The sequence below is a fragment of the Pseudomonas acericola (SeqCode) genome, from assembly GCF_053456465.1.
Genome location: NZ_JBRFJB010000009.1, coordinates 91,326 through 112,292 on the forward strand (window position 1 = coordinate 91,326; position 20,967 = coordinate 112,292).

The 20,967-nt window shown below is 63.2% G+C and carries 16 protein-coding genes; 5 read left to right on the forward strand and 11 right to left on the reverse strand.

The features are described 5' to 3' along the window. Positions 1–100 precede the first annotated feature (100 nt). On the reverse strand, positions 101–2,038 hold the full coding sequence (locus tag ACU688_RS24820; RefSeq protein ID WP_448186752.1) for a bifunctional 5-dehydro-2-deoxygluconokinase/5-dehydro-2-deoxyphosphogluconate aldolase: 1,938 nt from the start codon (positions 2,036–2,038) through the stop codon (positions 101–103). Positions 2,039–2,322: 284 nt separating this feature from the next. Between ACU688_RS24820 and ACU688_RS24825 the strand changes: the two genes are divergently transcribed. After that, positions 2,323–3,231 carry a MurR/RpiR family transcriptional regulator gene (locus tag ACU688_RS24825; protein WP_448186753.1) on the forward strand — a complete coding sequence of 303 codons (909 nt, stop codon included), beginning with the start codon at positions 2,323–2,325 and terminating at the stop codon, positions 3,229–3,231. 56 nt (positions 3,232–3,287) lie between these two features. On the opposite strand, the gene ACU688_RS24830 is transcribed toward ACU688_RS24825, so the two are convergent. The 5 genes from ACU688_RS24830 to pdxR all read right to left on the reverse strand — a co-directional run bounded on the left by ACU688_RS24830 (position 3,288) and on the right by pdxR (position 10,714). Next, positions 3,288–6,395: an efflux RND transporter permease subunit gene (locus ACU688_RS24830; protein ID WP_448186754.1), complete on the reverse strand. Its 3,108-nt coding sequence runs from the start codon at positions 6,393–6,395 to the stop codon at positions 3,288–3,290. Next, the gene (locus ACU688_RS24835) at positions 6,392–7,603 is read right to left on the reverse strand and encodes an efflux RND transporter periplasmic adaptor subunit (RefSeq protein ID WP_448186755.1); all 1,212 of its coding nucleotides are present in this window, start codon (positions 7,601–7,603) and stop codon (positions 6,392–6,394) included. Before ACU688_RS24835 ends, ACU688_RS24830 begins: the two co-directional genes overlap by 4 nt. Continuing rightward, complete coding sequence (locus ACU688_RS24840; protein WP_448186756.1) at positions 7,596–8,834, reverse strand: TolC family protein; 1,239 nt, start codon at positions 8,832–8,834, stop codon at positions 7,596–7,598. Before ACU688_RS24840 ends, ACU688_RS24835 begins: the two co-directional genes overlap by 8 nt. A 96-nt stretch (positions 8,835–8,930) precedes the next feature. Beyond that, on the reverse strand, positions 8,931–9,269 hold the full coding sequence (locus ACU688_RS24845; protein ID WP_448186757.1) for a hypothetical protein: 339 nt from the start codon (positions 9,267–9,269) through the stop codon (positions 8,931–8,933). Positions 9,270–9,295: 26 nt separating this feature from the next. Next, entirely contained in the window at positions 9,296–10,714 is a 1,419-nt protein-coding gene (gene pdxR, locus ACU688_RS24850) for a MocR-like pyridoxine biosynthesis transcription factor PdxR (protein WP_448186758.1), read from the reverse strand. A gap of 92 nt (positions 10,715–10,806) precedes the next feature. Here pdxR and ACU688_RS24855 point away from each other — a divergent pair, with 92 nt between their 5' ends. Continuing rightward, the gene (locus tag ACU688_RS24855) at positions 10,807–12,048 is read left to right on the forward strand and encodes a multidrug effflux MFS transporter (RefSeq protein WP_448186759.1); all 1,242 of its coding nucleotides are present in this window, start codon (positions 10,807–10,809) and stop codon (positions 12,046–12,048) included. A gap of 157 nt (positions 12,049–12,205) precedes the next feature. Here the strand turns inward: ACU688_RS24855 and ACU688_RS24860 are convergent, their stop codons facing one another. Then, positions 12,206–13,090 carry a hypothetical protein gene (locus tag ACU688_RS24860; protein ID WP_448186760.1) on the reverse strand — a complete coding sequence of 295 codons (885 nt, stop codon included), beginning with the start codon at positions 13,088–13,090 and terminating at the stop codon, positions 12,206–12,208. A gap of 351 nt (positions 13,091–13,441) precedes the next feature. Here ACU688_RS24860 and ACU688_RS24865 point away from each other — a divergent pair, with 351 nt between their 5' ends. Together ACU688_RS24865 and ACU688_RS24870 are read left to right on the forward strand one after the other, a co-directional pair. Beyond that, on the forward strand, positions 13,442–14,125 hold the full coding sequence (locus ACU688_RS24865) for a response regulator transcription factor (RefSeq protein WP_003219726.1): 684 nt from the start codon (positions 13,442–13,444) through the stop codon (positions 14,123–14,125). After that, positions 14,103–15,494, forward strand: coding sequence for a sensor histidine kinase (locus ACU688_RS24870; protein WP_448186761.1), 1,392 nt, complete (start codon positions 14,103–14,105; stop codon positions 15,492–15,494). The genes ACU688_RS24865 and ACU688_RS24870 overlap by 23 nt, the downstream gene beginning before the upstream one ends. A gap of 128 nt (positions 15,495–15,622) precedes the next feature. Here the strand turns inward: ACU688_RS24870 and ACU688_RS24875 are convergent, their stop codons facing one another. From ACU688_RS24875 to ACU688_RS24890, 4 genes are read right to left on the reverse strand one after another with little or no spacing between them, the layout of a single operon-like run. Continuing rightward, positions 15,623–16,039, reverse strand: coding sequence for an SRPBCC family protein (locus tag ACU688_RS24875; RefSeq protein WP_448186762.1), 417 nt, complete (start codon positions 16,037–16,039; stop codon positions 15,623–15,625). 55 nt (positions 16,040–16,094) lie between these two features. Then, on the reverse strand, positions 16,095–17,390 hold the full coding sequence (locus ACU688_RS24880) for an NAD(P)/FAD-dependent oxidoreductase (RefSeq protein ID WP_448186763.1): 1,296 nt from the start codon (positions 17,388–17,390) through the stop codon (positions 16,095–16,097). Next, a complete protein-coding gene (locus ACU688_RS24885; RefSeq protein WP_448186764.1) occupies positions 17,387–18,475 on the reverse strand; it encodes a polyamine ABC transporter substrate-binding protein in 1,089 nt (362 codons plus the stop codon). Before ACU688_RS24885 ends, ACU688_RS24880 begins: the two co-directional genes overlap by 4 nt. Before the next feature lie 24 nt (positions 18,476–18,499). Then, positions 18,500–19,858: a glutamine synthetase family protein gene (locus ACU688_RS24890; protein ID WP_448186801.1), complete on the reverse strand. Its 1,359-nt coding sequence runs from the start codon at positions 19,856–19,858 to the stop codon at positions 18,500–18,502. A gap of 129 nt (positions 19,859–19,987) precedes the next feature. Here ACU688_RS24890 and ACU688_RS24895 point away from each other — a divergent pair, with 129 nt between their 5' ends. Beyond that, positions 19,988–20,875: a helix-turn-helix domain-containing protein gene (locus ACU688_RS24895; protein WP_448186765.1), complete on the forward strand. Its 888-nt coding sequence runs from the start codon at positions 19,988–19,990 to the stop codon at positions 20,873–20,875. The last annotated feature ends 92 nt before the right edge of the window (positions 20,876–20,967 follow it).

Consider the following 20,967-nt stretch of genomic DNA (forward strand, 5'->3'; position numbering starts at 1 on the left):
CTGGCTTGCCTGCGATTGCAGTGTGTCAGGCCATGAATCTGCCACTGGAAGACCGCTATCGCAGGCAAGCCAGCTCCCACATTTGATTGCATTTCAAGTCTTAAGCGCGGGCACTGCGCCAGGCGTTGATCAGTTGTTCAAAGGTCGCCTGCACCCGCTGGATCAACGCCTCATCATCGATCTCCCCCGCCAGCCATGCACGGCTCGGTTCCTGGAAGATCGTGCGGCCCACCGCAAAACCACGGCAGGTCGTGCTCTGACTGGCTTGCTGGAAGCCATCGGCCAGGCATTCGGCCGAGGCGTTCAGCCCCAGCAGCACCACGCCACGGCAGTACGGGTCGCGTTCCTGGATCAGCGTATCGAGCTGTTTCCAGTCCTCGGCCGACTGCGCCTCGATCTTCCACCACGCCGGGTAGATGCCCAGGTTGTACAGGCGCTTGAGGCTGCGATACAACACATCCGGGTAGGTGGACGGGTGATCCTTGGGCGGGATGACTTCCAGCAGCAGCTCATGGCCACTGACCACGGAGGCGTCATATACCGCCTTAAGCTGGGCTTCCTGCTCAAGACGCAGCAGCGGTTCGTCGTCTGGGTGGTATTGCACCAGGCACTTGATGATTTGTTCCTGGGGCCAGGCGATCAGGTTGCTGCCCAGCGAACGGCCGTGTTCCAGCGCCAGCGGGCGCGAGTTCTGCACTTCCACCGGGCGCGCGATCCACCAGCCGCGACCGCTGGCGGCATTGAGCGCGTCCTGGCCGAAGCGTTGATCGGCCAGCAGGCCGACATCGGCCTCGACGCCCTGCTCGCTCAGCTTGCGCTCCACGCGTTCGATGGCCTGGATAAACAGTTGCTTGATCGCACTGATGCGCGTGCTGTCCTGGCCGCCGCGCTGGGCCAGGTCCACCAGTTGCCAGCGGTGGTCGAAGGCAAAGATGAACAGCTGCTTCCAGGCTTTGCGCGGCACCGTCACGCGGTGCAGGCGTTGCAGGGTTTCGTCGCGGTCCGGGCGGGTGATGGGCACCGGGCTGTTGAACAGGTATTCCAGTTCCGCCGGGGTCGGCATGGCCGGTGCGCAGGCGTGGCGTGACACAACAAGACCGCCGCAGGCATTGGCCAGCTGGCTGCAACGTTCGTCACTGGCGTCATTGATCCAGCCGCTGAGGAAGCCCGACATGAAGGCATCGCCAGCACCCAGCACGTTGAGCACTTCAACGCGCACACCGGGGTAGATCGCGCCGTCTTCCAAGCGGGCCGGAATCGCGCCGTGGATCACCGTGCAACCCTGCGGGCCGAGCTTGACCACCAAAGTCGCCGGGGTCAGTTCGCGCACGCGGCGCAGGGCGGTGAGCAAATCTTCGCTGCCGCCCGCGATGAGGAATTCTTCTTCCGTACCGACAATCAGGTCGAAACGCGGCAGGATCGTCTGCACATGCGCACTGACGTTCTGGTCGGCAACAAACCGCGTCTCGCCGTCGGCCTTGCCCGCCAGGCCCCACAGCACCGGGCGGTAGTCGATATCCAGCACGCGCTTGACGTTGTGCTTGGCCGCATAGTCCAGTGCCTGGATGCTGGCCTTGTACACGCTGTCGGTGGAGAAATGCGTGCCGGTGATCAGCAGGGCTTTGCTGGAGGCAATAAAGGCTTCGTTGATGTCTTCGGCGCGCAGGGCCATGTCGGCGCAGTTTTCGCGGTAGAACACCAGGGGGAAGGTTTCGCGGTCCTTGAGACCCAGCAGCACCAGCGCGGTGAGGCGCTCCGGGTCAACCTTGATGCCGCTGACATCGCAACCTTCGCGGGCCAGGGATTCGACGAGGAAGCGTCCCATATGGTCGTCGCCGACCCGGCTCAACATCGCCGACTTGAGGCCAAGCCGTGCGGTGCCAAAGGCGATATTGGCGGAGGAACCGCCGAGGTACTTGGCAAAGCTGGACACGTCCTCAAGCCGCGCACCCACTTGCTGCGCATAGAGGTCGACGCCCAGGCGCCCGAGGCAAATCAGATCCAATTGACGCCCACTGGCAAAACGAGTCTGGCCCATGCTGGCTCCTGTTATTTTTATCAGCCTGCGTTGTACCGCCGTGGCGACGGCAAACGCTCTTGGTGGATGCAGACTAGAACGTCCGGCGGCGGCAATCAATATTTATTCCATAATTATTTTTAGTGGAATATTTTTTCCAATACGTCAGCATAGGGGCACGCCAGCCGCCGTGCATCGTTTCAGCAGGCCACGCGGGCCGTGATGCCGGGGTATTTTTTTGCGCCTACCCTGTAGACTTGCGCCACCCATCAGCGCAACAGAACAACACGCCAGAAGGATTGCCCATGTCCCGCACCGATCCCGAGACCACCCTGGAAGACACCGTCGCCAGCCCTCCGATCAATGCCGAACGTCTGTTGCAGCTGATCACCGACGAATATGAAAGCCTGCCCCGCCAGCTCAAGCGCATCGCCAGCTACATGAGCCAGCAGAGCGACCGCATCATGGTGGACCGCATCAGCGACATCGCCCGCGAGTGCGAAGTGCACCCGTCGGCCATCGTGCGGTTTTCCCAGCGCTTTGGTTTCAGTGGGTTCAGCGAGATGCAGGCGCTGTTTCGCGAGGCCTACACCCACAAGACCACGCCGGTGCAGAACTACCAGCAGCGCATCCGCAGCATGATCGCCAACAAGTCGCAGAAAGCCAGCGGCGGCGACCTCGCGCGCGAATGCGTGAACGCGACTTTGTCCGGCATCGAGCGGCTGGGGCTGGAACTGGATGACGTGGCCTTCGACAAAGCCGTGGACCTGGTGGTGAACGCCGACAACATCTACGTGGTCGGCGTGCGCCGCTCCTTCGCGGTGGCCGATTACCTGGTCTACAACCTGCAACACACCAACAAACGCATCCACCTGATCTCCGGCCTGGGCGGCAGCTACCGCGAGCAGATGCGCAGCGTGCGCGCCAATGATCTGGTGATCGCCATCAGCTTCACGCCCTACGGCAAAGAGACCCAGCACTGCCTGCGCATCGCCCAGCATAACCAGGCCAAGACGTTGATCATCACCGACAGCAACCTGTCGCCCCTGGCCAAGCGGGCGAACGCGGTGTTGTTGGTGAACGAGGGGTCGTCGTTCGCCTTCCGCTCGTTGAGCGCGACGTTGTGCCTGTGCCAGGCGTTGTTCATTGCCGTGGCGTATCGCCTGGAACTCAAGGTGGATGAAATCCACGAACAAGTCGGGTTCGACGACTAGTCTTCTGACACCACAAATCCCCTGTGGGAGCTGGCAAGCCAGCTCCCACACTTTGCTCAGTCCCTGGCTTGGCGGCGCATCAGGTAGTACGCCGCAGGAATGACGAACAGCGACAGCAACGGCGCAGTGAGCATCCCGCCAATCATCGGCGCAGCAATGCGGCTCATCACCTCACTGCCCGTACCACCATCCAGCAGAATCGGCAGCAAACCCGCAATGATCACCGCCACGGTCATGGCCTTGGGTCGCACCCGCATCACCGCACCTTCGGTGATCGCCGCCAACAGATCACCCTCCTTGCGCTCGGCCCAGGCGTTTCTCAGGTAGAGCAGCATGATCACGCCGAACTCCGCCGACACCCCCGCCAGCGCGATAAAACCCACGCCCGTGGCCACCGACAAGTTGAAGCCCAACCCGTACAACAACCACACCCCGCCCGTCAGGGCGAATGGCAAGGTCGCGAGGATCAACAACGCTTCGTCCACCCGGCGGAAGGTCAGGTACAGCAACACAAAGATGATCAGCAACGTCGCCGGCACCACCAGTTTCAGGCGCTCATTGGCGCGTTCCAGGAACTCGAACTGCCCCGAATAGCTGAGGCTCATGCCCGGTTGCAAGTGCACTTGGCGGTTGATCGCCTCGCGCAGGTCCGCCACCACCGATGCCAGGTCGCGGTCACGCACATCGATATACACCCAACCGGAAGGCCGCGCGTTTTCGCTCTTGAGCATCGGCGGGCCGTCGCTGAGCTGGATCCGAGCGACACTGCCCAGGGTGATCTGGCTGCCTGCCGGGGTGTAGATCGGCAAGTTGTCCAACGCGGTCACCGAGTCGCGCCATTCTTTCGGGTAACGCAGGCTGATGGGGAAACGCGCCAGGCCCTCCACGGTTTCGCCGATGGTTTCGCCGCCAATGGCACCGGACACCACGGCCTGCACATCGGCGACGTTAAGCCCGTAGCGCGCCGCCGCCGTGCGGTCGATGTCCACGTCGATGTAACGCCCGCCCGTCAGGCGTTCGGCCAGCGCCGAGCTGACCCCGGGCACGCCCTTGGCGACTTTTTCCACGGCCTGGGTGACCGCGTCGATCTGCATCAGGCTGGCACCGGCGACCTTCACGCCAATCGGGCTCTTGACCCCCGTGGCGAGCATATCGATCCGGTTGCGGATCGGTGGAATCCAGATATTGGTCAGGCCGGGCACCTGCACCACACGGTCCAGTTCTTTCACCAGTTTGTCCGGGGTCATGCCCGGGCGCCATTGCGCCCTGGGCTTGAACGCGATGGTGGTTTCGAACATTTCCAGCGGCGCCGGGTCGGTGGCGGTTTCAGCGCGGCCGGCCTTGCCGAACACATGGTCAACTTCCGGCACGCTCTTGATCAGGCGGTCGGTGCGTTGCAGCAGTTCGCCGGCGGTCTGCGTCGATAGACCGGGCAACGCCGAGGGCATGTAGAGCAAGTCGCCTTCATCCAGCGGCGGCAGGAACTCGCCGCCCAGCCTGGATAAGGGCCACCACGCGCTGGCGACCACCAGCAGCGCCACCAGCAAGGTCAGACGCGGCCTGCGCAGCACCGCGTCCAGCGCCGGTTGGTAGAGCTTGATCAGGCCGCGATTGAGCGGGTTGCGCTGCTCATCGGGAATCCGTCCGCGAATCCAATAACCCATCAGCACCGGGATCAAGGTCACCGCCAACCCGGCTGCTGCCGCCATGGCGTAGGTCTTGGTGTAGGCCAGCGGGCCGAACAGCCGCCCCTCCTGGGCCTGCAAGGTGAATACCGGGATGAAGGACAAGGTGATGATCAACAGGCAGAAGAACAACGCCGGGCCTACCTCGACCGCCGCCTCGGTCATGACCGTCCAATGCTCGTCGCCCTGCAATTCACGGCCGGGGTTGGCGTGATGCCAGGCCTCGATCTTCTTGTGGGCGTTCTCGATCATCACCACGGCGGCATCGACCATCGCGCCGATGGCAATGGCAATGCCGCCCAGGGACATGATGTTGGCGTTGAGCCCTTGCCCATGCATGACGATAAACGCGATCAACACCCCCACCGGCAACGAAATGATCGCCACCAGCGACGAGCGCAAATGCCACAGGAAAATCCCGCACACCAGCGCCACCACCAGGAATTCCTCCAGCAGTTTATGGCTGAGGTTGTCCACCGCGCGGTCGATCAGCTTGCTGCGGTCGTAGGTGGTGACGATCTCCACACCGGGCGGCAGGCTGCTTTTTAGCGCTTCAAGCTTGGTTTTGACGGCGGCGATGGCTTCGCGGGCATTCTTGCCGCTGCGCAGGATCACCACGCCGCCCACTGCCTCGCCCTCGCCGTCCAGCTCACTGATGCCGCGACGCAAGTCCGGGCCCAGTTGAATCGTGGCCACATCGCCGAGGGTCACCGGCACATGGTTGGCGGCGAGGCGCAAAGGAATCGCGCGAAAGTCGCCGATGGATTTCAGGTAGCCGGAGGCACGCACCATGTACTCGGACTCCCCCATGTTCAGCACCGAACCGCCGGTTTCCTGGTTGGCGCGGGCAATGGCCTCCTTCACTTGCGCCTGGGTGATGCCGCGACTGGCCAGGGCCAGTGGATCGAGTTGCACTTGGTACTGCTTGACCTGGCCGCCGATGGTGGCGACCTCCGCTACGTTGGGCAGGGTCTTGAGTTCGAACTTGAGGAACCAGTCTTGCAGGGCGCGCAACTGTGCGAGGTCGTGCTGGCCGCTGCGGTCCACCAGCGCGTACTGGTAGATCCAGCCGACACCGGTGGCGTCGGGCCCCAATGCCGGCTTGGCCGACGCGGGCAGCCGCGCCTGCAATTGGCTGAGGTACTCCAACACCCGCGAACGCGCCCAGTACAGGTCGGTGCCTTCGTCGAACAGCACATACACGTAGCTGTCACCGAAGAACGAGAAGCCACGCACGGTCTTCGCCCCCGGCACCGAGAGCATGGTGGTGGTCATCGGATAGGTGACCTGGTTTTCGACGATTTGCGGCGCCTGGCCCGGGTACGGCGTGCGGATGATCACCTGCACATCCGAGAGGTCCGGCAACGCATCCACCGGTGTGTTCTGCACCGCCCACACGCCCCACGCGGTGATGAACACGGTTGCCAGCAGCACGAGGAAACGGTTGGCCACCGACCAGCGGATCAACAAGGCAATCATGGCTGGGCTCCCGGTTGCATGCTCATCGCCGCTTCGGCGGCGCTCACGCCTTTGAGGCTGGCTTCGGAATCCAGCAGGAACTGGCCCGAGGCGACCACCTGCTGGCCTTCCTGCAAGCCGCGCAGAATAAGGGTGTGGTCCTGGTTTTCAGCGCCGACCTCGACGTCCACCGGACGGTAATGGCCGCCCTCCTCGGCGAGCATCACCCGCACACGCTTGCCGGTGCGGATCAACGCCTCACTGGGCACCTGCAATCCGGGTTCGGTGGGCTGCGCCAGGCGCACCTGGGCGGTCATGCCGGGGCGCAATGCACCGTCGAGGTTGGGCAATTCGATACGCACCTGCACCGTGCGGCTGTCCTGTGCCGTGACCGGCAGGACGGCGCTGACGCGGCCGTCGAATACCTTGCCCGGCAAGCCGACGAAACGGCTCTGCACGGTTTGCCCCACGGCCAGCGCGGCGCCTTGGGCCTCCGGGACCGCGACCTGCAACCACACCGCATCCAGGCCGTTGATGCGTGCCAGGGTCTGCCCGGGGGCCACGGTCATGCCTTCGCGCACGTCCAGGGTCTGCAACACGCCACCCAAGGGGTTGCTCACGGTCCATACCGCCTGCACCCGACCGCTGCGCTGCACCTGCGCGATCAATTCCAGCGGCATGCCGCTCAGGCGCAAGCGCTGGCGGGCAGCGGCCAAAAGGCTGCTGTCGCCACTGCGGCGCAAGGCCAGGAATTCCTCTTGGGCCGCTGCCCACTCCGGCACCAGCACGTCGGCCAACGGCGCGCCGGCCTTGAGCACATCCCCCGCAGCACGGCCGTAGACCCGCTCGACAAAACCTGCGGCCCGCGCCTGTACCACCGCCACATCGCGGTCGTTGAAGGCGAGCACGCCGGACACGTCCAGGGTCGAGGTCAACACGCCACGGCTGACCGTCGCCAGGCGCATGCCCAGGTTCTGGGTGCTCCGTGGGTCGATCTGCACGCTGTCACTGGGTGCGGCGCCATCGGCGTAACGCGGCACCAGTTGCATGTCCATGAAGGGCGACTTGCCGGGCTTGTCGAACTTCTGTTGCGGGTACATCGGGTCGAACCAGTACAACGCCTGTTTGGCGTCTTTTGCAGGAACAGCCGCAGCCGCAAACCACTGCGCCGCCCCGTAGCCGACGCCCAGCCCCACCAGCACCCACACGGCGACGATTCGATTATTCATTGGCAGGTTCCCCATAGGCGAAATACAGCTGGGCGCCGACCAGGGCGCGTTGTTCGATGGCATCGATCTGCTTGAAGCGCGCTTCGACCAGTTCACGGCGGGCATTGACCAGTGTGAGCAAATCACCCTTGCCCGCCCGGTAACCGGCCAGGCCGAGGGCGACCTTCTCTTCTGCAAGCGGCACCAGGCTGTCCTGGCTGCGCTGCACGGCGCGGTCCAGGCGCTGGTAGGCCGCCAGGTCATCGTCAAGCATCTGCCTGTGTTCACGGGTTGCGGCTTCGCGCTCGGCGTCCAGTTGATCCACCTCGGCCTGCTTGGCGGCAATGCCGGGGTTCTGTCGACGGCCGGGAAAGATCGGCAAATCAAAGGTGAATTGCAGGTTGACCATGTCGCCGAACTCACGGCTGCGATGCCCGTAGTCCACTTCCCAGCTCCAATCCGACGTCTTCTGCGCCTTGGCTTCCTGCACGCGTGCCTGGGCTTCCCGGGTGCGCGGTGCAAAGGCCTGCAGTTGTGGGTGCTGGTGCAGGTTGTGGCTCAGGCCGTGAGTGTCGAGGGGCCAATTGGGCAGCTGCCCGCTGGGCGCTGCATCGGCCGCCGGGCCGATCCAGCGTTTGAGGGCTGCGCGGGCCTGGGCGCGTTGCTCGGCCAGCTCGTCTTCGCGTCCCGCCAGCTCGGCGGCTTCTTGCCGGGGAATGACCGCATCGGTCGCTTGGCCACGGCCACCGGCCAACTGCGCACGCACGCTGTCTTGCAACAGGCGGTTTTGTTGATAGAAGTCCTTGAACAAGGCTTCCTTGCGTTCGACTGCATACGCGCGAATCCACGCCTGGGCGGTGGCCTGGCGTACGTTCAGGCGTTCGATCCGGCCTTCGGCGGCGGTACGTTCGATGGTCGCATCGGCCAGCTCGACCCGTGCCTTGCGCTTGTCGCGGCTGGGCACCTGTTGCTGGATGCCGATCATCTGCTGGGTCATGTCATCGCCATACAACGTGCCGCGATTGGGCCCGCCGATGGGGAAGTTTTGCAGGCCGACCACCAGCTTGGGGTCCGGCAGTTCACCGGCCGGGATGGCCGATTGGGTGGCGGCTTGCAGCTTGGCCGCCTCGGCCGCCAGTGACGGCGCATTGTTTTGCGCCAGGCGCAGGGCGTCGTCCAGGGTCAGCGCACTCGCCAACGCCGGCCACGCCAGCACGCCCACCACCAGGGCGCGCATGTAGAGGGAATTCATGGGGAAGATTCCTGGTCTGTTGCGCTGCGCGCCGCTTCAAGCGGCCCACAGCAAGGCCATCCCGGAGGCGGGATGAGGCTTCAGGTGCAACAGGAATCAGCCCCGGGGCGGGCGCCAGACGCCGGACGGCGTGCGGTCGGGGATAAAGGCAGCAGCGCCGTTGACGGCCAAGGAATGTGCCAGGGGCATCGGCGCCTTGAGCAGTGGCACCGCCAGCTGCAACACGCCGCCGGTCTTGCATTCTTGCCCGGGTTTGCAGGCCTTGCCGTGATCAACGCCGTCCTGGCAGCAATCGGGCGACATGTCGCCCATCATCTGCATGTCCGCGATTTTCATCGGGCAAGGTTCGCTGCTCGACGGCACACCCGCCATCCCGGCCAGGGGAAGCGTGAGGCTTAACAACAAGACCAGGACTAAACGCAGAAGGCGGCTCATGGGGCGCGAGTCTAGCCAGGCACGGGTTAAGCCGCTATTAACAATTGTGCGAGCACTTGCCCGTGATAACGGATCTGCGCCAGGGTCAACGCGGTATAGCCGATGATCACCGCTGCGGGCAGGCGCACATGCGTGCAGAACTTGCCCAACGGCTGCAACGTCAACCCGACGGCAGCGGCGCGCTGGCACAAATCCTCTTCTGCAACGCCAGGCGGCAACCACAACACACAGTGCAGACCCGCCTGCTGGCCGCTGACCGTGCAATCAGGCAGGCACGCGAGCAAGGCATCGCGGCGCGTCTGATAGGCCTGGCGCGAAGTGCGCAGGTGGCGCACGAAGGCGCCGCTGCGCAGAAACTCCACCAGCCCCAACTGGTCCGTGGCCCCCACCGAATGCCCGGTGAGTTGCAATGTGCGCAGCAGCGAGCGGCGCAGCACCTTGGGCACCACCATGAAGCCCACGCGCAGCCCTGGGAACAGGTTTTTGTTGAAGCTTCCGCAGTAGATCACCCGGTCGCCGCTGTCCAGGGACTTGAGCGCCGCCAGCGGCGCGGCGTTGTAGTTGTATTCGCTGTCGTAGTCGTCCTCGACCACCCAGGCATCGGCGCGGGCGGCCCAGTCCAGCAGCGCGAGGCGCCGTGATACCGACAGGGTCATGCCCAGCGGCGCCTGGTGCGCCGGCGTGACGTAGGCCAGGCGTGCCGTATCAGGGAGTTGGTCGACGTCGAGACCGTCGGCGGTGACGGGAATACTGTGCACCTGCGCACCCGCCATACCGAACAAACGTCGCGCCGGCAGATAACCGGGGTCTTCCACACACGTGGTGTCACCCGGCTTGAGCACCGTGCGCGCAATCAGGTCGAGGGCGTGGCGGATGCCACTGGTGACAATCACTTCATCCGCCTCGCACTGCATGCCACGATAGCTGCGCAGGTAGTCCGCGATCTGTGCGCGCAGCTCGGGCAGGCCTGCTGGATGCGCCGCTTCGAGCACACCCGGCCCTACCGACTGCAAGCCTCGGGCAATACAGCGGGCCCAGTTCTTCAAATCGAACAGGCTGGCATCCGGGCGCCGTGCGACAAAGGGCACATGGCTTTGCACGCCTGCGTCCGGTTGATCAGGCACAACCTCGCGGCGCGGCACGGCGCTCGCCATGGGTGCCGCAATAAATTGCTCGGGAATCACCGCACACACCCGCGTGCCCGAGCCGGCCAACCGCTGCACATAACCTTCGCTGTGCAGCCGATCAAACGCCGCTTCCAAGGTGCCCCGGGACACCAGCCAACGCTGCGCCAGGCTGCGGGTGGACGGCAAGCGACTGCCGGCCGGCAACTGCCGATTGAGGATGGCCGCGCGCAGGGCGTCGTAGGCGCCCTGCTGCTTCCCGGCGTCCAGGCTATCGGGGCGCGGCAGGTCGAGGGCTGATGCTGCTTTTCCGCGGCTCATAGTGGTCCAGTCCGTTCAGCATTAAGTGGCTCTAATGATTAAACCACAATGCCGCTAGAGTTTGAGTCCTACTCCTTGCGAAGAAACTTCCCATGACCCAACGCGCCCTTTCCACCGGGTTCTGGCTGGTGCTGCTGACCGTCCTGATCGCCCTGCCGCGCATCACCCTGGACATGCACCTGCCCGCCCTGCCGGCCATGGCCGACTACTTCCACAGCAGCGACAGCCAACTGCAACTGACCCTGACCCTGTACACCCTCGGTTCGGCGATTTCCCTGCTGGTGGCCGGCCCGCTCACCGACCACTTCGGCCGCCGCCCGGTGCTGCTGGCCGGGCTGTTGCTGTATATCGTCGCGACCGTGGCTTGTGCCCTGGCTGACAGCCTCACGGTGCTGATCATCGCCCGCTTGTTCCAGGCCCTTGGCGGTTGCTGCACCACGGTGATCGGGCGCGTGATCGTGCGTGACCATTTCGACCGCCACGAACAGGCGCGTTTATTGGGGCTGATCTCCATGGCCATGGCCGTCTCGCCCATGGCCGCGCCGGTGCTGGGCAGCCTGATGTTGCCGTTGATCAACTGGCGCGGCCTGTTTGTGCTGCTGGGAGTGATTGGCGCCGTGCTGTGCCTGGTGGTGTTTCGCCGGCTGCCCGAGACCCGTCCGCCAGCCGTCGCCACCGCGCCGCCGAGTAATCTGTTGCACATTTACGGGCAGCTTCTGCGCGACCGTTATTTCCTGCGCTATTCCCTGGCCATTGGCTGCGTGTACAGCACCTATTTTCCGTTTATTGCTGAGTCGTCGGCGTTGTTGCAGCGGGGCTATGGCTTGTCTGCCACGGCCTATGCGCTGGTATTTGCGGCGACCATCAGCGGCTACATGCTGGGCGCGAACCTGTTCCGCCGGCTGGTGCTGCGGTTCGAAGCCGACCGTTTGATCGCCGGGGCCATCGCGTTGAATGTGCTGGGCAGCATGCTGCTCGCGGCGGCGACCGCCGTGTTGCCGGGGGAGTGGCTGGCGATCGTGTTGCCGATGGTGGTGATCATGGTGTCGGTGGGCATGGTGATTCCAGCCTGTCAGCTGGCGGTGTTGCAGCCTTACGGCGCGATTGCGGGGACCGCGTCGGGGTTGTTCTTTTTTACCCAGATGTTTTTGACGGCGTTGAGCAGTTGGGCGACGGGGTTGTTGTCCGATGGTACATCCAAGCCGTTAGTGATCATGACCGCTTTGGCGACTGCACTACTGGTGTTCAGTTGGCTGACCCTGCGCAAAACCCAATGTGGGAGCGGCGGTGCGACGACTCGACTTGCCCGCGAAGGCGGTGTGCCAGTCAACTGATAAGTCACTGACAGACCGCCTTCGTGAGCAAGCCCGCTCCCACAGGGGGATCGAGCCTGGCTCAGGTTTAGTGCATGAAGATGGCAATCAGGATGATGACCGGGATAGGTACACCGAGGAAAAAAAGCAGTATCGAGCGCATGATGTTCTCCTTGAGTTAACGGACAAAATGTTCGGTTTCGACATACACCACTGCATCCCGGCGACGACCGCCGTAGGTGGCAGCGAAGCTGGCAAAGAACGCGCCGATCAGCAGGGCAATGAAGGTCCACAACGACGTGTAGGCTGCCACTTTCGCGGCGGTATCAGCGGCCTGCTTGGCTTTGAGCTTGGCGTCTTCCACCGCTTTACGTGCGTCGCCATACACCTTGTCGATACGCGCCTCGGCATCCGCCTGGCTGAGGTTGGTGCGCTGGCTGATCAACTGGGCCAGGTAGGCGCGATCCTCGGCGGCAAGCTGGCCATCGTTGCTCAGGGTGCGCGCGAAGATGCGTGCAACCACGCCGTGAGCGGCGTCATCACTGACGGCAACCGGGCGGTCATCGCGGAACAGGCTGTCGACGTAGTAACCGAAGTCGTCGCCCTTCACCGCTGTGCCGACGGCCTGAGACATGCCCGAGACCACGCTGGCACCGGCTTTCACGCCACCGCCGACGACACTGCTCACAGAGCCGACGATCAGGGTTGCTGCCACCAGCGTGGCGATGGCCCAGGACAGGAAGCCATGGGCGGTATCGCGAAAGTACACCTCATCGCCATGCATATTGGCCCACTTCACCCGCAAACGGCCGGCGATGTAACCGCCCAGGCCCGAGGCGACGATCTGGGTAAAGGCCAGCCAAATGATGGTGGAAATGCCCAGTCCCTTGGCGCTGATACCGCTGTTGGCCCACGGCGACACCGCCGAAAAGCCCAGGCCGAAGCCCAGCAGTACGAGGATCAGGGACAACGCCGCCGCAGCAGCGGCCCCGGCAAAGATCGCGCCCCAGGAAACCCCGGAGCGCGAGCTCGATTCTTGCAGCGTGGATGAGGATGTGATCATTGTTGTTTTGCTCCCGGCAGGAAAAATGGTGTTACATGTCTCGGGAGGGACAGTGCAGGCGACGTGCCAGTCGCCTGAAAATTAAATATTCAATATTTTCAACAAGTTAAATAACTTGAACTTCCTAGAACCATGCAACTTGCAAGAACCGCCTCTTCCGGGCAGGCGTTATGCAACCTCCAGCCGAACTCAAAACCTGTGGGAGCTGGCTTGCCTGCTCCCACAGGGGATCGGCGGCGTGGCACAAACTTGTGGTGGTTTTGCCAACATGAAGTTTAATTTAGGAAGCGTTCAGGCATTTCTTGGCAAAATGCCCCCACTTCTAGTGTGAATCGCTCACCAGGTAATCCTATGACCCGCATTTTGACCATCGAGGATGATGCCGTAACAGCCCGCGAGATTGTCGCCGAGCTGAGTAGCCATGGACTGGACGTAGATTGGGTAGACAACGGCCGCGAAGGCCTGGTCCGCGCCGTGAGCGGCGATTACGACCTGATCACCCTCGACCGCATGCTGCCGGAACTCGATGGACTGGCCATCGTCACCACCTTGCGCACCATCGGCGTATCGACACCGATCCTGATGATCAGCGCCCTCTCCGATGTGGACGAACGCGTGCGCGGCCTGCGCGCCGGTGGTGACGACTACCTGACCAAACCCTTCGCTTCCGATGAAATGGCCGCCCGCGTCGAAGTGCTGCTGCGGCGCAAAAGCACGGTCAAGGAATTCGAGACCGCCCTGCGCGTGGCCGACCTCGAACTCAACCTGATCAGCCGCGAAGCCAGCCGCGCCGAGCAGCCGCTGAGCCTGTTGCCCACCGAATACAAGCTGCTGGAATTCCTGATGCGCAACACCGGGCAGATCCTCTCGCGCATGATGATCTTCGAGGAGGTCTGGGGTTATCACTTCGACCCCGGCACCAACCTGATCGACGTGCACATCGGTCGCCTGCGCAAAAAAATCGATCCACCGGGCCTCACGCCGCTGATCCGCACGGTACGAGGTTCCGGTTATGTCATTGCTGAACCCCTCTAAGGGCTGGCGTTCTTCCAGCAGCCGCTTGCTGGCGCTGTACAGTTCGCTGTTCGTGGCCTGGAGCTGCATCCTCATGGGGGTGCTGTATTACGAGGTGTCCGGTTACCTCGGCGACCTCTCGCGCCATTCCCTGATGCAGCGCCAGCACCTGTTCCAGCGCTTCGACGGCGAGGAATTGGTGGAAGCGCTGACCACCAGCATGACCTTCGACATGAAGGGCGTGGACGCCTACGGTTTGTTCGACGAGCAATTCAACCCGCTGAGCGGGCCGATCCGTGCCGTGCCGCCCGACCTGCCGCTGGACGGCAAGATCCACGCCCTGGCCAATTGTGTCGACTCCGACGACCCCAAATTGCCCAAGGACAGCTGCGACGCCGTGGCCACCCACACCGACGACGGCCGCTGGCTGGTGCTGGTGCGTGCCAACGGTTCGCTGTTTGGCGTGACCCGGATCATCTGGCATGCGCTGCTGTGGGCGCTGTCGTTGACCATCATCCCCGGCGCCGCTGGCTGGCACCTGTTGCGCCGCCGCCCGCTGCGGCGCATTCGCGGCATTCAAGCCAGCGCCGAGGCCATCGTCGCCGGCGATCTGACCCACCGCCTGCCACTGTCGAATCGGCGTGACGAACTGGACATGCTCGCGGCCATCGTCAACGCCATGCTCGACCGCATCGAAAAGCTGATGAACGAGGTCAAGGGTGTGTGCGACAACATCGCCCACGACCTGCGCACGCCGCTGACCCGCTTGAGGGCGCAGTTGTACCGCATCAGGCAAGAGGCGGAAGAAGACTCCGGCTTTGCGGTAAAACTGGATGATGCGATTGCCGAAACCGACACGCTGATGGCGCGTTTCCGCGGGCTATTGCGCATTTCGGAACTGGAAGACCACCAGCGTCGCTCGGGCTTTTTGGTGATGGACCCGCTGCCACTGCTGCGCGAACTGCATGACTTCTACCTGCCGCTGGCCGAAGAAGGCGAGCTGCAGCTGGTGCTCGAAACACCGGACTCCCTGCCGTGGATCACCGGCGACCGCGCCCTGCTGTTCGAAGCCCTGGCCAACCTGCTGAGCAACTCGATCAAGTTCTCCCCGGCGGGCGGCGAAGTGATCCTGCGCGCCGTGAACGACGCCGGCAGCACGCGCATCGAAGTGCACGACTCGGGGCCGGGCATCCCGATTGCCGAACGCAACGCGGTGTTCCAGCGCTTCTATCGCGTGGATGAAAGCGACCAGCAAGGCGGGTTTGGCTTGGGATTGTCGATTGTCGCGGCGATCATCAACTTGCACGGGTTCAAGCTGGAAGTGGGCAGCAGCGCGAGCGGCGGTGCGCGGTTGGTGCTGGAGTGCCGGCAGCAGCTGATGCCCGAGTAGTCCAAACACCACAAAACCCTGTGGGAGCGGGCTTGCCCGCGATGGCGGCGTGTCAGTCAACTAGAGCTGGCTGACCCACCGCCATCGCAGGCAAGCCAGCTCCCACATTGGATGTGCCGTGTGTCAAATCAGGCCGGGAAATTGGCCCGCAGCGCCTCAACCCCACCTTTGTAGACACCGGCAAACAACTCTTCCACCGCCGCATCCGTCACACCTTCCACCGGCGTGAACACACCCGACCACGTCACCTTCGCCGACGCATCCGTCAACGCTTCAACCTGCAACGTCGCCAGGTAGGCACTCACCGGAAACGGTGATTGCTCAATGGTGTAGCTGTAGGTACGCGCCACGTTGTCAAAGGTCTGCAAACGCTCCACGATCGCGGCACCGTCGGCGGTCGTCAGGTGACGCAGGCGCCCGCCTTCGCTCGGCTCGCTCTTGGCGATCAGCGGCAGCCATTTCGGCAGATCGTTGAAGCCACCGACCAACGCCCAGACCTTGTCAGCGGATACCGGGATTTCAATTACTGCGGATGCTGTTGGCACGTTAAATCTCCAGAAGTCGTAGGAAAACGTCGCCCAGCCTGCCACGCCCGGCGCCTCAATGCATCAACTCCCGCAACCGATACCACAACATCCCCAATGCCAGCAGTGGCGAACGCAAGGCCTTGCCGCCGGGAAATGTCATGTGTGGCACCTGGCTGAAAATATCCAGGCCCTGGCTGTGGCCGGCATGAATCGCCTCGGCCAGCAGACGTGCGCACCAGTGGGTCACGTTCAAGCCGTGGCCCGAGTAACCCTGGGCGTAGAACACGTTGGGGTACTGCTGCAAGCGCCCCACCTGAGGGAAACGGTTGGCGGTGATGCCGATCTTGCCGCCCCACTGGAAGTCGATGGCGGTGCCTGCCAATTGCGGGAACACCTTGAGCATTTTCGGCTGCATATACGCGGCGATGTCGGCCGGATCACGCCCTGAATAATGACAGGCGCCGCCAAACAACAGGCGGCGGTCGGCGGACAGGCGGTAGTAATCCAGGCCGACTTTCTGGTCGCACAACGCCAGGTTCTGCGGGATCAGCTCATTCGCCAATGCTTCGGATAACGGCTCGGTGGCGATGATATAGCTGCCCGCTGGCAGCACCTTGCCGCTCAGGCGGGGTTCCAATTCTTCGAGGTGCGCATTGCAGGCCAATACCAGGCTGTTGGCGCGCACCGTGCCACCGGCGCAGCGCACGTGCACCGTGTCGCCGTGGATCAGTTCCAGCACTTCGGTCTGCTCGAAAATTCGCACCCCAAGGGATTCGGCCACCTGCGCCTCGCCCAACACCAGATTCAACGGGTGCAGATGCCCGGAGCCCATGTCCACCAAGCCCCCGGCATACACCGTCGAACCCACGATCTGCGGCATATCCTTCGCGCCGACGAGGCGGGTTTCATGGGCATATCCCATCGCCGCCAAATGCTCCTGTTCCCCCTTGAACGCAGCGAATTGCGCCGACGTATTCGCCAGCTCGCAAAAACCCCAGCGCAAATCGCAGTCGATGCCATGCTCGCGGATACGCTCCCCCACCAGCGCCACCGACTCGATCCCGGCACGCTCCAGGTAACGCACGCCCTCCTCGCCCACATACTTGGCGAACCCCGACACATCGTGGCCGATGCCACGAATCAACTGCCCGCCATTGCGCCCGCTGGCGCCCCAGCCGATGCGCCGGGCCTCCAGCAGGACCACCGAAAGCCCGCGCTGGGCCAGTTCGATGGCGGTGTTCACGCCGGTGAAACCACCGCCGATCACGCACACATCGGCGCTCAGGTCGCCGCCCAACGCCGGGCGCTCGGGCATGGCATTCGCCGAAGCGCGGTAGTACGACTGGGCGTGGTCACTGGGCTGCATCATTTATTGGTCTTCACTTTGCTCCAGGCGCGGGTCATCAGGCGCATGGTCGCCGGGGTCGGCGTGGTGGAAATATAGAGTTTGTCGAGCACCTCCTGGGACGGATACACCTCGGGGTTGTTCACCAGTTCCGGGTCCATAAAGGCCTTGGCCGCCGGGTTGGCGTTGGCGTAGCCCACCGAGGCGCTGACCTTGGCGATCACCTCAGGGTCGAGCAGGTAGTTGATGAAGGCGTGGGCTTGTTTCGGGTTGCTCGCGTCGGCAGGAATGGCCAGCAGGTCAAACCACAGGTTGGAACCTTCCTTGGGGATCGAGTACGCAATGTTCACCCCGTTCTTGGCTTCCTTGGCACGGTTGGCCGCCTGGAACACATCGCCGGAATAACCGAAGGCCACGCAGATATCACCGTTGGCCAGGTCCGAGATGTATTTGGAGGAATGGAAGTAGGTAATGTACGGGCGCAGCGTCAGCAGCTTGGCCTCGGCCTGTTTGTAGTCCTCGGCGTTCTCGCTGCGCGGGTCCTTGCCCATGTAGTTGAGGATCGCCGGGAACAGCTCATCGGCCGAATCAAGGAAGGCCACGCCGCACTGGTTGAGCTTCTTGATGTTCTCCGGTTCGAACAGCACTGCCCACGAGTCGATATGGTCGATGCCCAGCACCTGCTTGACCTTGTCGACGTTGTAGCCGATGCCGTTGGTGCCCCACAGGTACGGCACCGAATGCGCATTGCCCGGGTCGTTTTTCTCCAGCAGCGCCAGCAATTTGGGGTCGAGGTTCTTGAAGTTGGGCAACTGCGCGCGGTCCAGCTTGAGGAACGCGCCGGCCTTCACCTGGCGCGCGAGGAAGTGGTTGGACGGCACCACCACGTCATACCCGGTGCGCCCGGCGAGCAGCTTGCCCTCCAGGGTTTCATTGGAGTCGAACACGTCATAGATCGGCTTGATCCCGGTCTTGGCCTGGAAGTCGGCCAAGGTGGTTTCGCCGATATAGTCCGTCCAGTTGTAGATGCTGACCGTCGGGGCCGCCTGGCTGGTGCTGCTGAAGGCGGCCACCAGGGCCAACGGGAGAAGTTTGTTCACAAGACGCATATCGACACCCCTTTTATGGATTTTTTAGACGCTCAACAGCAGGAACTCGCGCTCCCAGGAACTGATCACCCGCTTGAAATTCTCATGCTCGGCGCGCTTGACCGCGACGTAGCCGCGCACAAACTTGTCGCCCAGGTAGTGCCTGACCGTGGCGCATTCCTCCATGCGCGCCAGGGCGTCCTCAATGGTGATCGGCAGGCGCAGGTTGCGCCGCTCGTAGGCGCGGCCCTCCACCGGCGCGCTCGGTTCGATCTTCTCGATCATCCCCAGGTAGCCACACAGCAGACTAGCGGCAATTGCCAGGTACGGATTGGCATCCGCGCCCGGCAGGCGGTTTTCCACGCGCATCGCATCGGGGCTGGAGGTGGGCACGCGCAGGCCGACGGTGCGATTTTCTTCGCCCCACTCGACGTTGACCGGTGCCGAAGTGTCCGGGAGGAAGCGGCGGAACGAGTTGACGTTGGGCGCGAACATCGGCAGCAGCTTGGGAATGTACTTTTGCAGGCCACCGATGTGGTGAAGGAACAGCTCGCTCATCTTGCCCTCGGCGTCGACAAACACCGGTTTGCCCGTAGCGATGTCCACCACGCTCTGGTGCAGGTGCATGGCGCTGCCGGGCTCATCGGCGACCGGTTTGGCCATAAAGGTCGCCGCGACGTTGTGCTTAAGCGCCGCTTCACGCAGGGTGCGCTTGAATACGGTGATCTGGTCCGCCAGGTCGAGGGCGTCGCCGTGGCGGAAGTTGATTTCCATCTGCGCCGGGCCGTCTTCGTGGATCAGCGTATCGAGGTCCAGGCCCTGGGCTTCGCACCAGTCATAGACGTCTTCGAACAGCGGGTCGAATTCGTTGGCGGCGTCGATGGAAAATGACTGGCGTCCGGTTTCCGCACGGCCGGAGCGGCCCACCGGGGTTTTCAGCGGCAGGTCCGGGTCTTCACAACGCTGGGTCAGGTAGAACTCCATTTCCGGCGCGACAATCGGCTGCCAGCCCTGCTCGGTGTAGAGCTGGAGGACTTTCTTCAGCACGTTGCGCGGCGACAGCTCGATGGGGTTGCCCTGCTTGTCGAAGGTATCGTGGATCACAATCGCGGTAGGCTCGATGGCCCACGGCACCACATAAGTCGCGTTGGCCACCGGGCGGCAGACCATGTCGATATCGGCCGGGTCGAGCAGGTCGTAGTAGATCTCGTCGTCGACAAAATCCCCGGTCACCGTTTGCAGCAGCACACTTTCCGGCAGGCGCATGCCGCGCTCATGCAGGAACTTGTTGGTGGGCGCAATCTTGCCGCGTGCGATGCCAGTCAAATCACTGATCACGCATTCGACTTCGGTAATCTTGTGTTCTTTCAGCCAAGCGGACAGCTGATCGAAGGGGGCGTTCATAAAGACCTCGGCGTGGTTGCCCGGCTTGTATTGCCAGCGCATTGAGGTCTATCTTGGGCCGGCCTTCGAACCGCATCTATCCACTTTGCACGAACCACAGCGCACCAATAGAGTGCGCACGGATCTCCCATGACCCAGGCAACCGCCTCTCGCGTCCAGGCCTTCACCACCGGTGATGTGACCGCCCAATGCAGTGCCACGCCCGGTTGGGTGCAGCAGTACCAGCAGATGTCCCCGGGGCATTTTGCCGGGCAGATCCGCTACCTCGACCTGCAAGGCGTGGAGGTGTACGAAGAGTGCATGAACACGCGAGTGGAGCAGCATTTCAACGCACCGCCGGGCTCGTTGGCGTTCTGCTTCGACGGCAGCGATAACGCGCTGTACCTGCTCAACGGCGAAAGCCGCAACACCTGGATCACCCCGGAAAACTACCGCGAAGTGGCCGTGGTGTTCGGCCCGCAGTTCGTACAGCGCCATGGCCTGGATGTGGCGAAGCTGGAAGGCCTGTTCATGGCCCCGCTGAACAGTCAGCAAAATGCGCTGTTCACCCGCTGGCTCAGTGGCACGCTGACGCGCCTGCCCACCGTGATCGACCCCGTCAGCCTCACCCGGCAACTGCTCGACGACTGCCTGTTTATCCTCGACAACGCCTGCGTGGGCCTGGACCGCAGCTCATTGCAAAAACGCAGTGAAGAACGCCGTTTGATGGCACGCATCGGTGAATGGGCGGCGGACGTGCCGGACGAGACCGTCAACCTGCTGGAACTGGCGCAGATCGCCGGCGTGCCGTTGCGCCAGTTGCAGCAAGGCTTCAAGACCTACACCGGGATGAGCCCGGCGCAGTGGTTGAGGTTGCGCCGGTTGAATGGGGCGCGGCGGGAGTTGTTGAGCGGCGCCGATACAACGGTGGCCGAGGTGGCGATGAACTGGTCGTTTTGGCATCTGGGGCGGTTTTCGAACAGCTACCGGGCGCTGTTCAAAGAGCTGCCCAGTGAAACCCTAAAGCGCCATGGTTAAAACGCGGTCAAAAACTGTGGGAGCTGGCTTGCCTGCGATAGCGGCGGGTCAGCTTGCTCATTTGGCACTGATACACCGCTATCGCAGGCAAG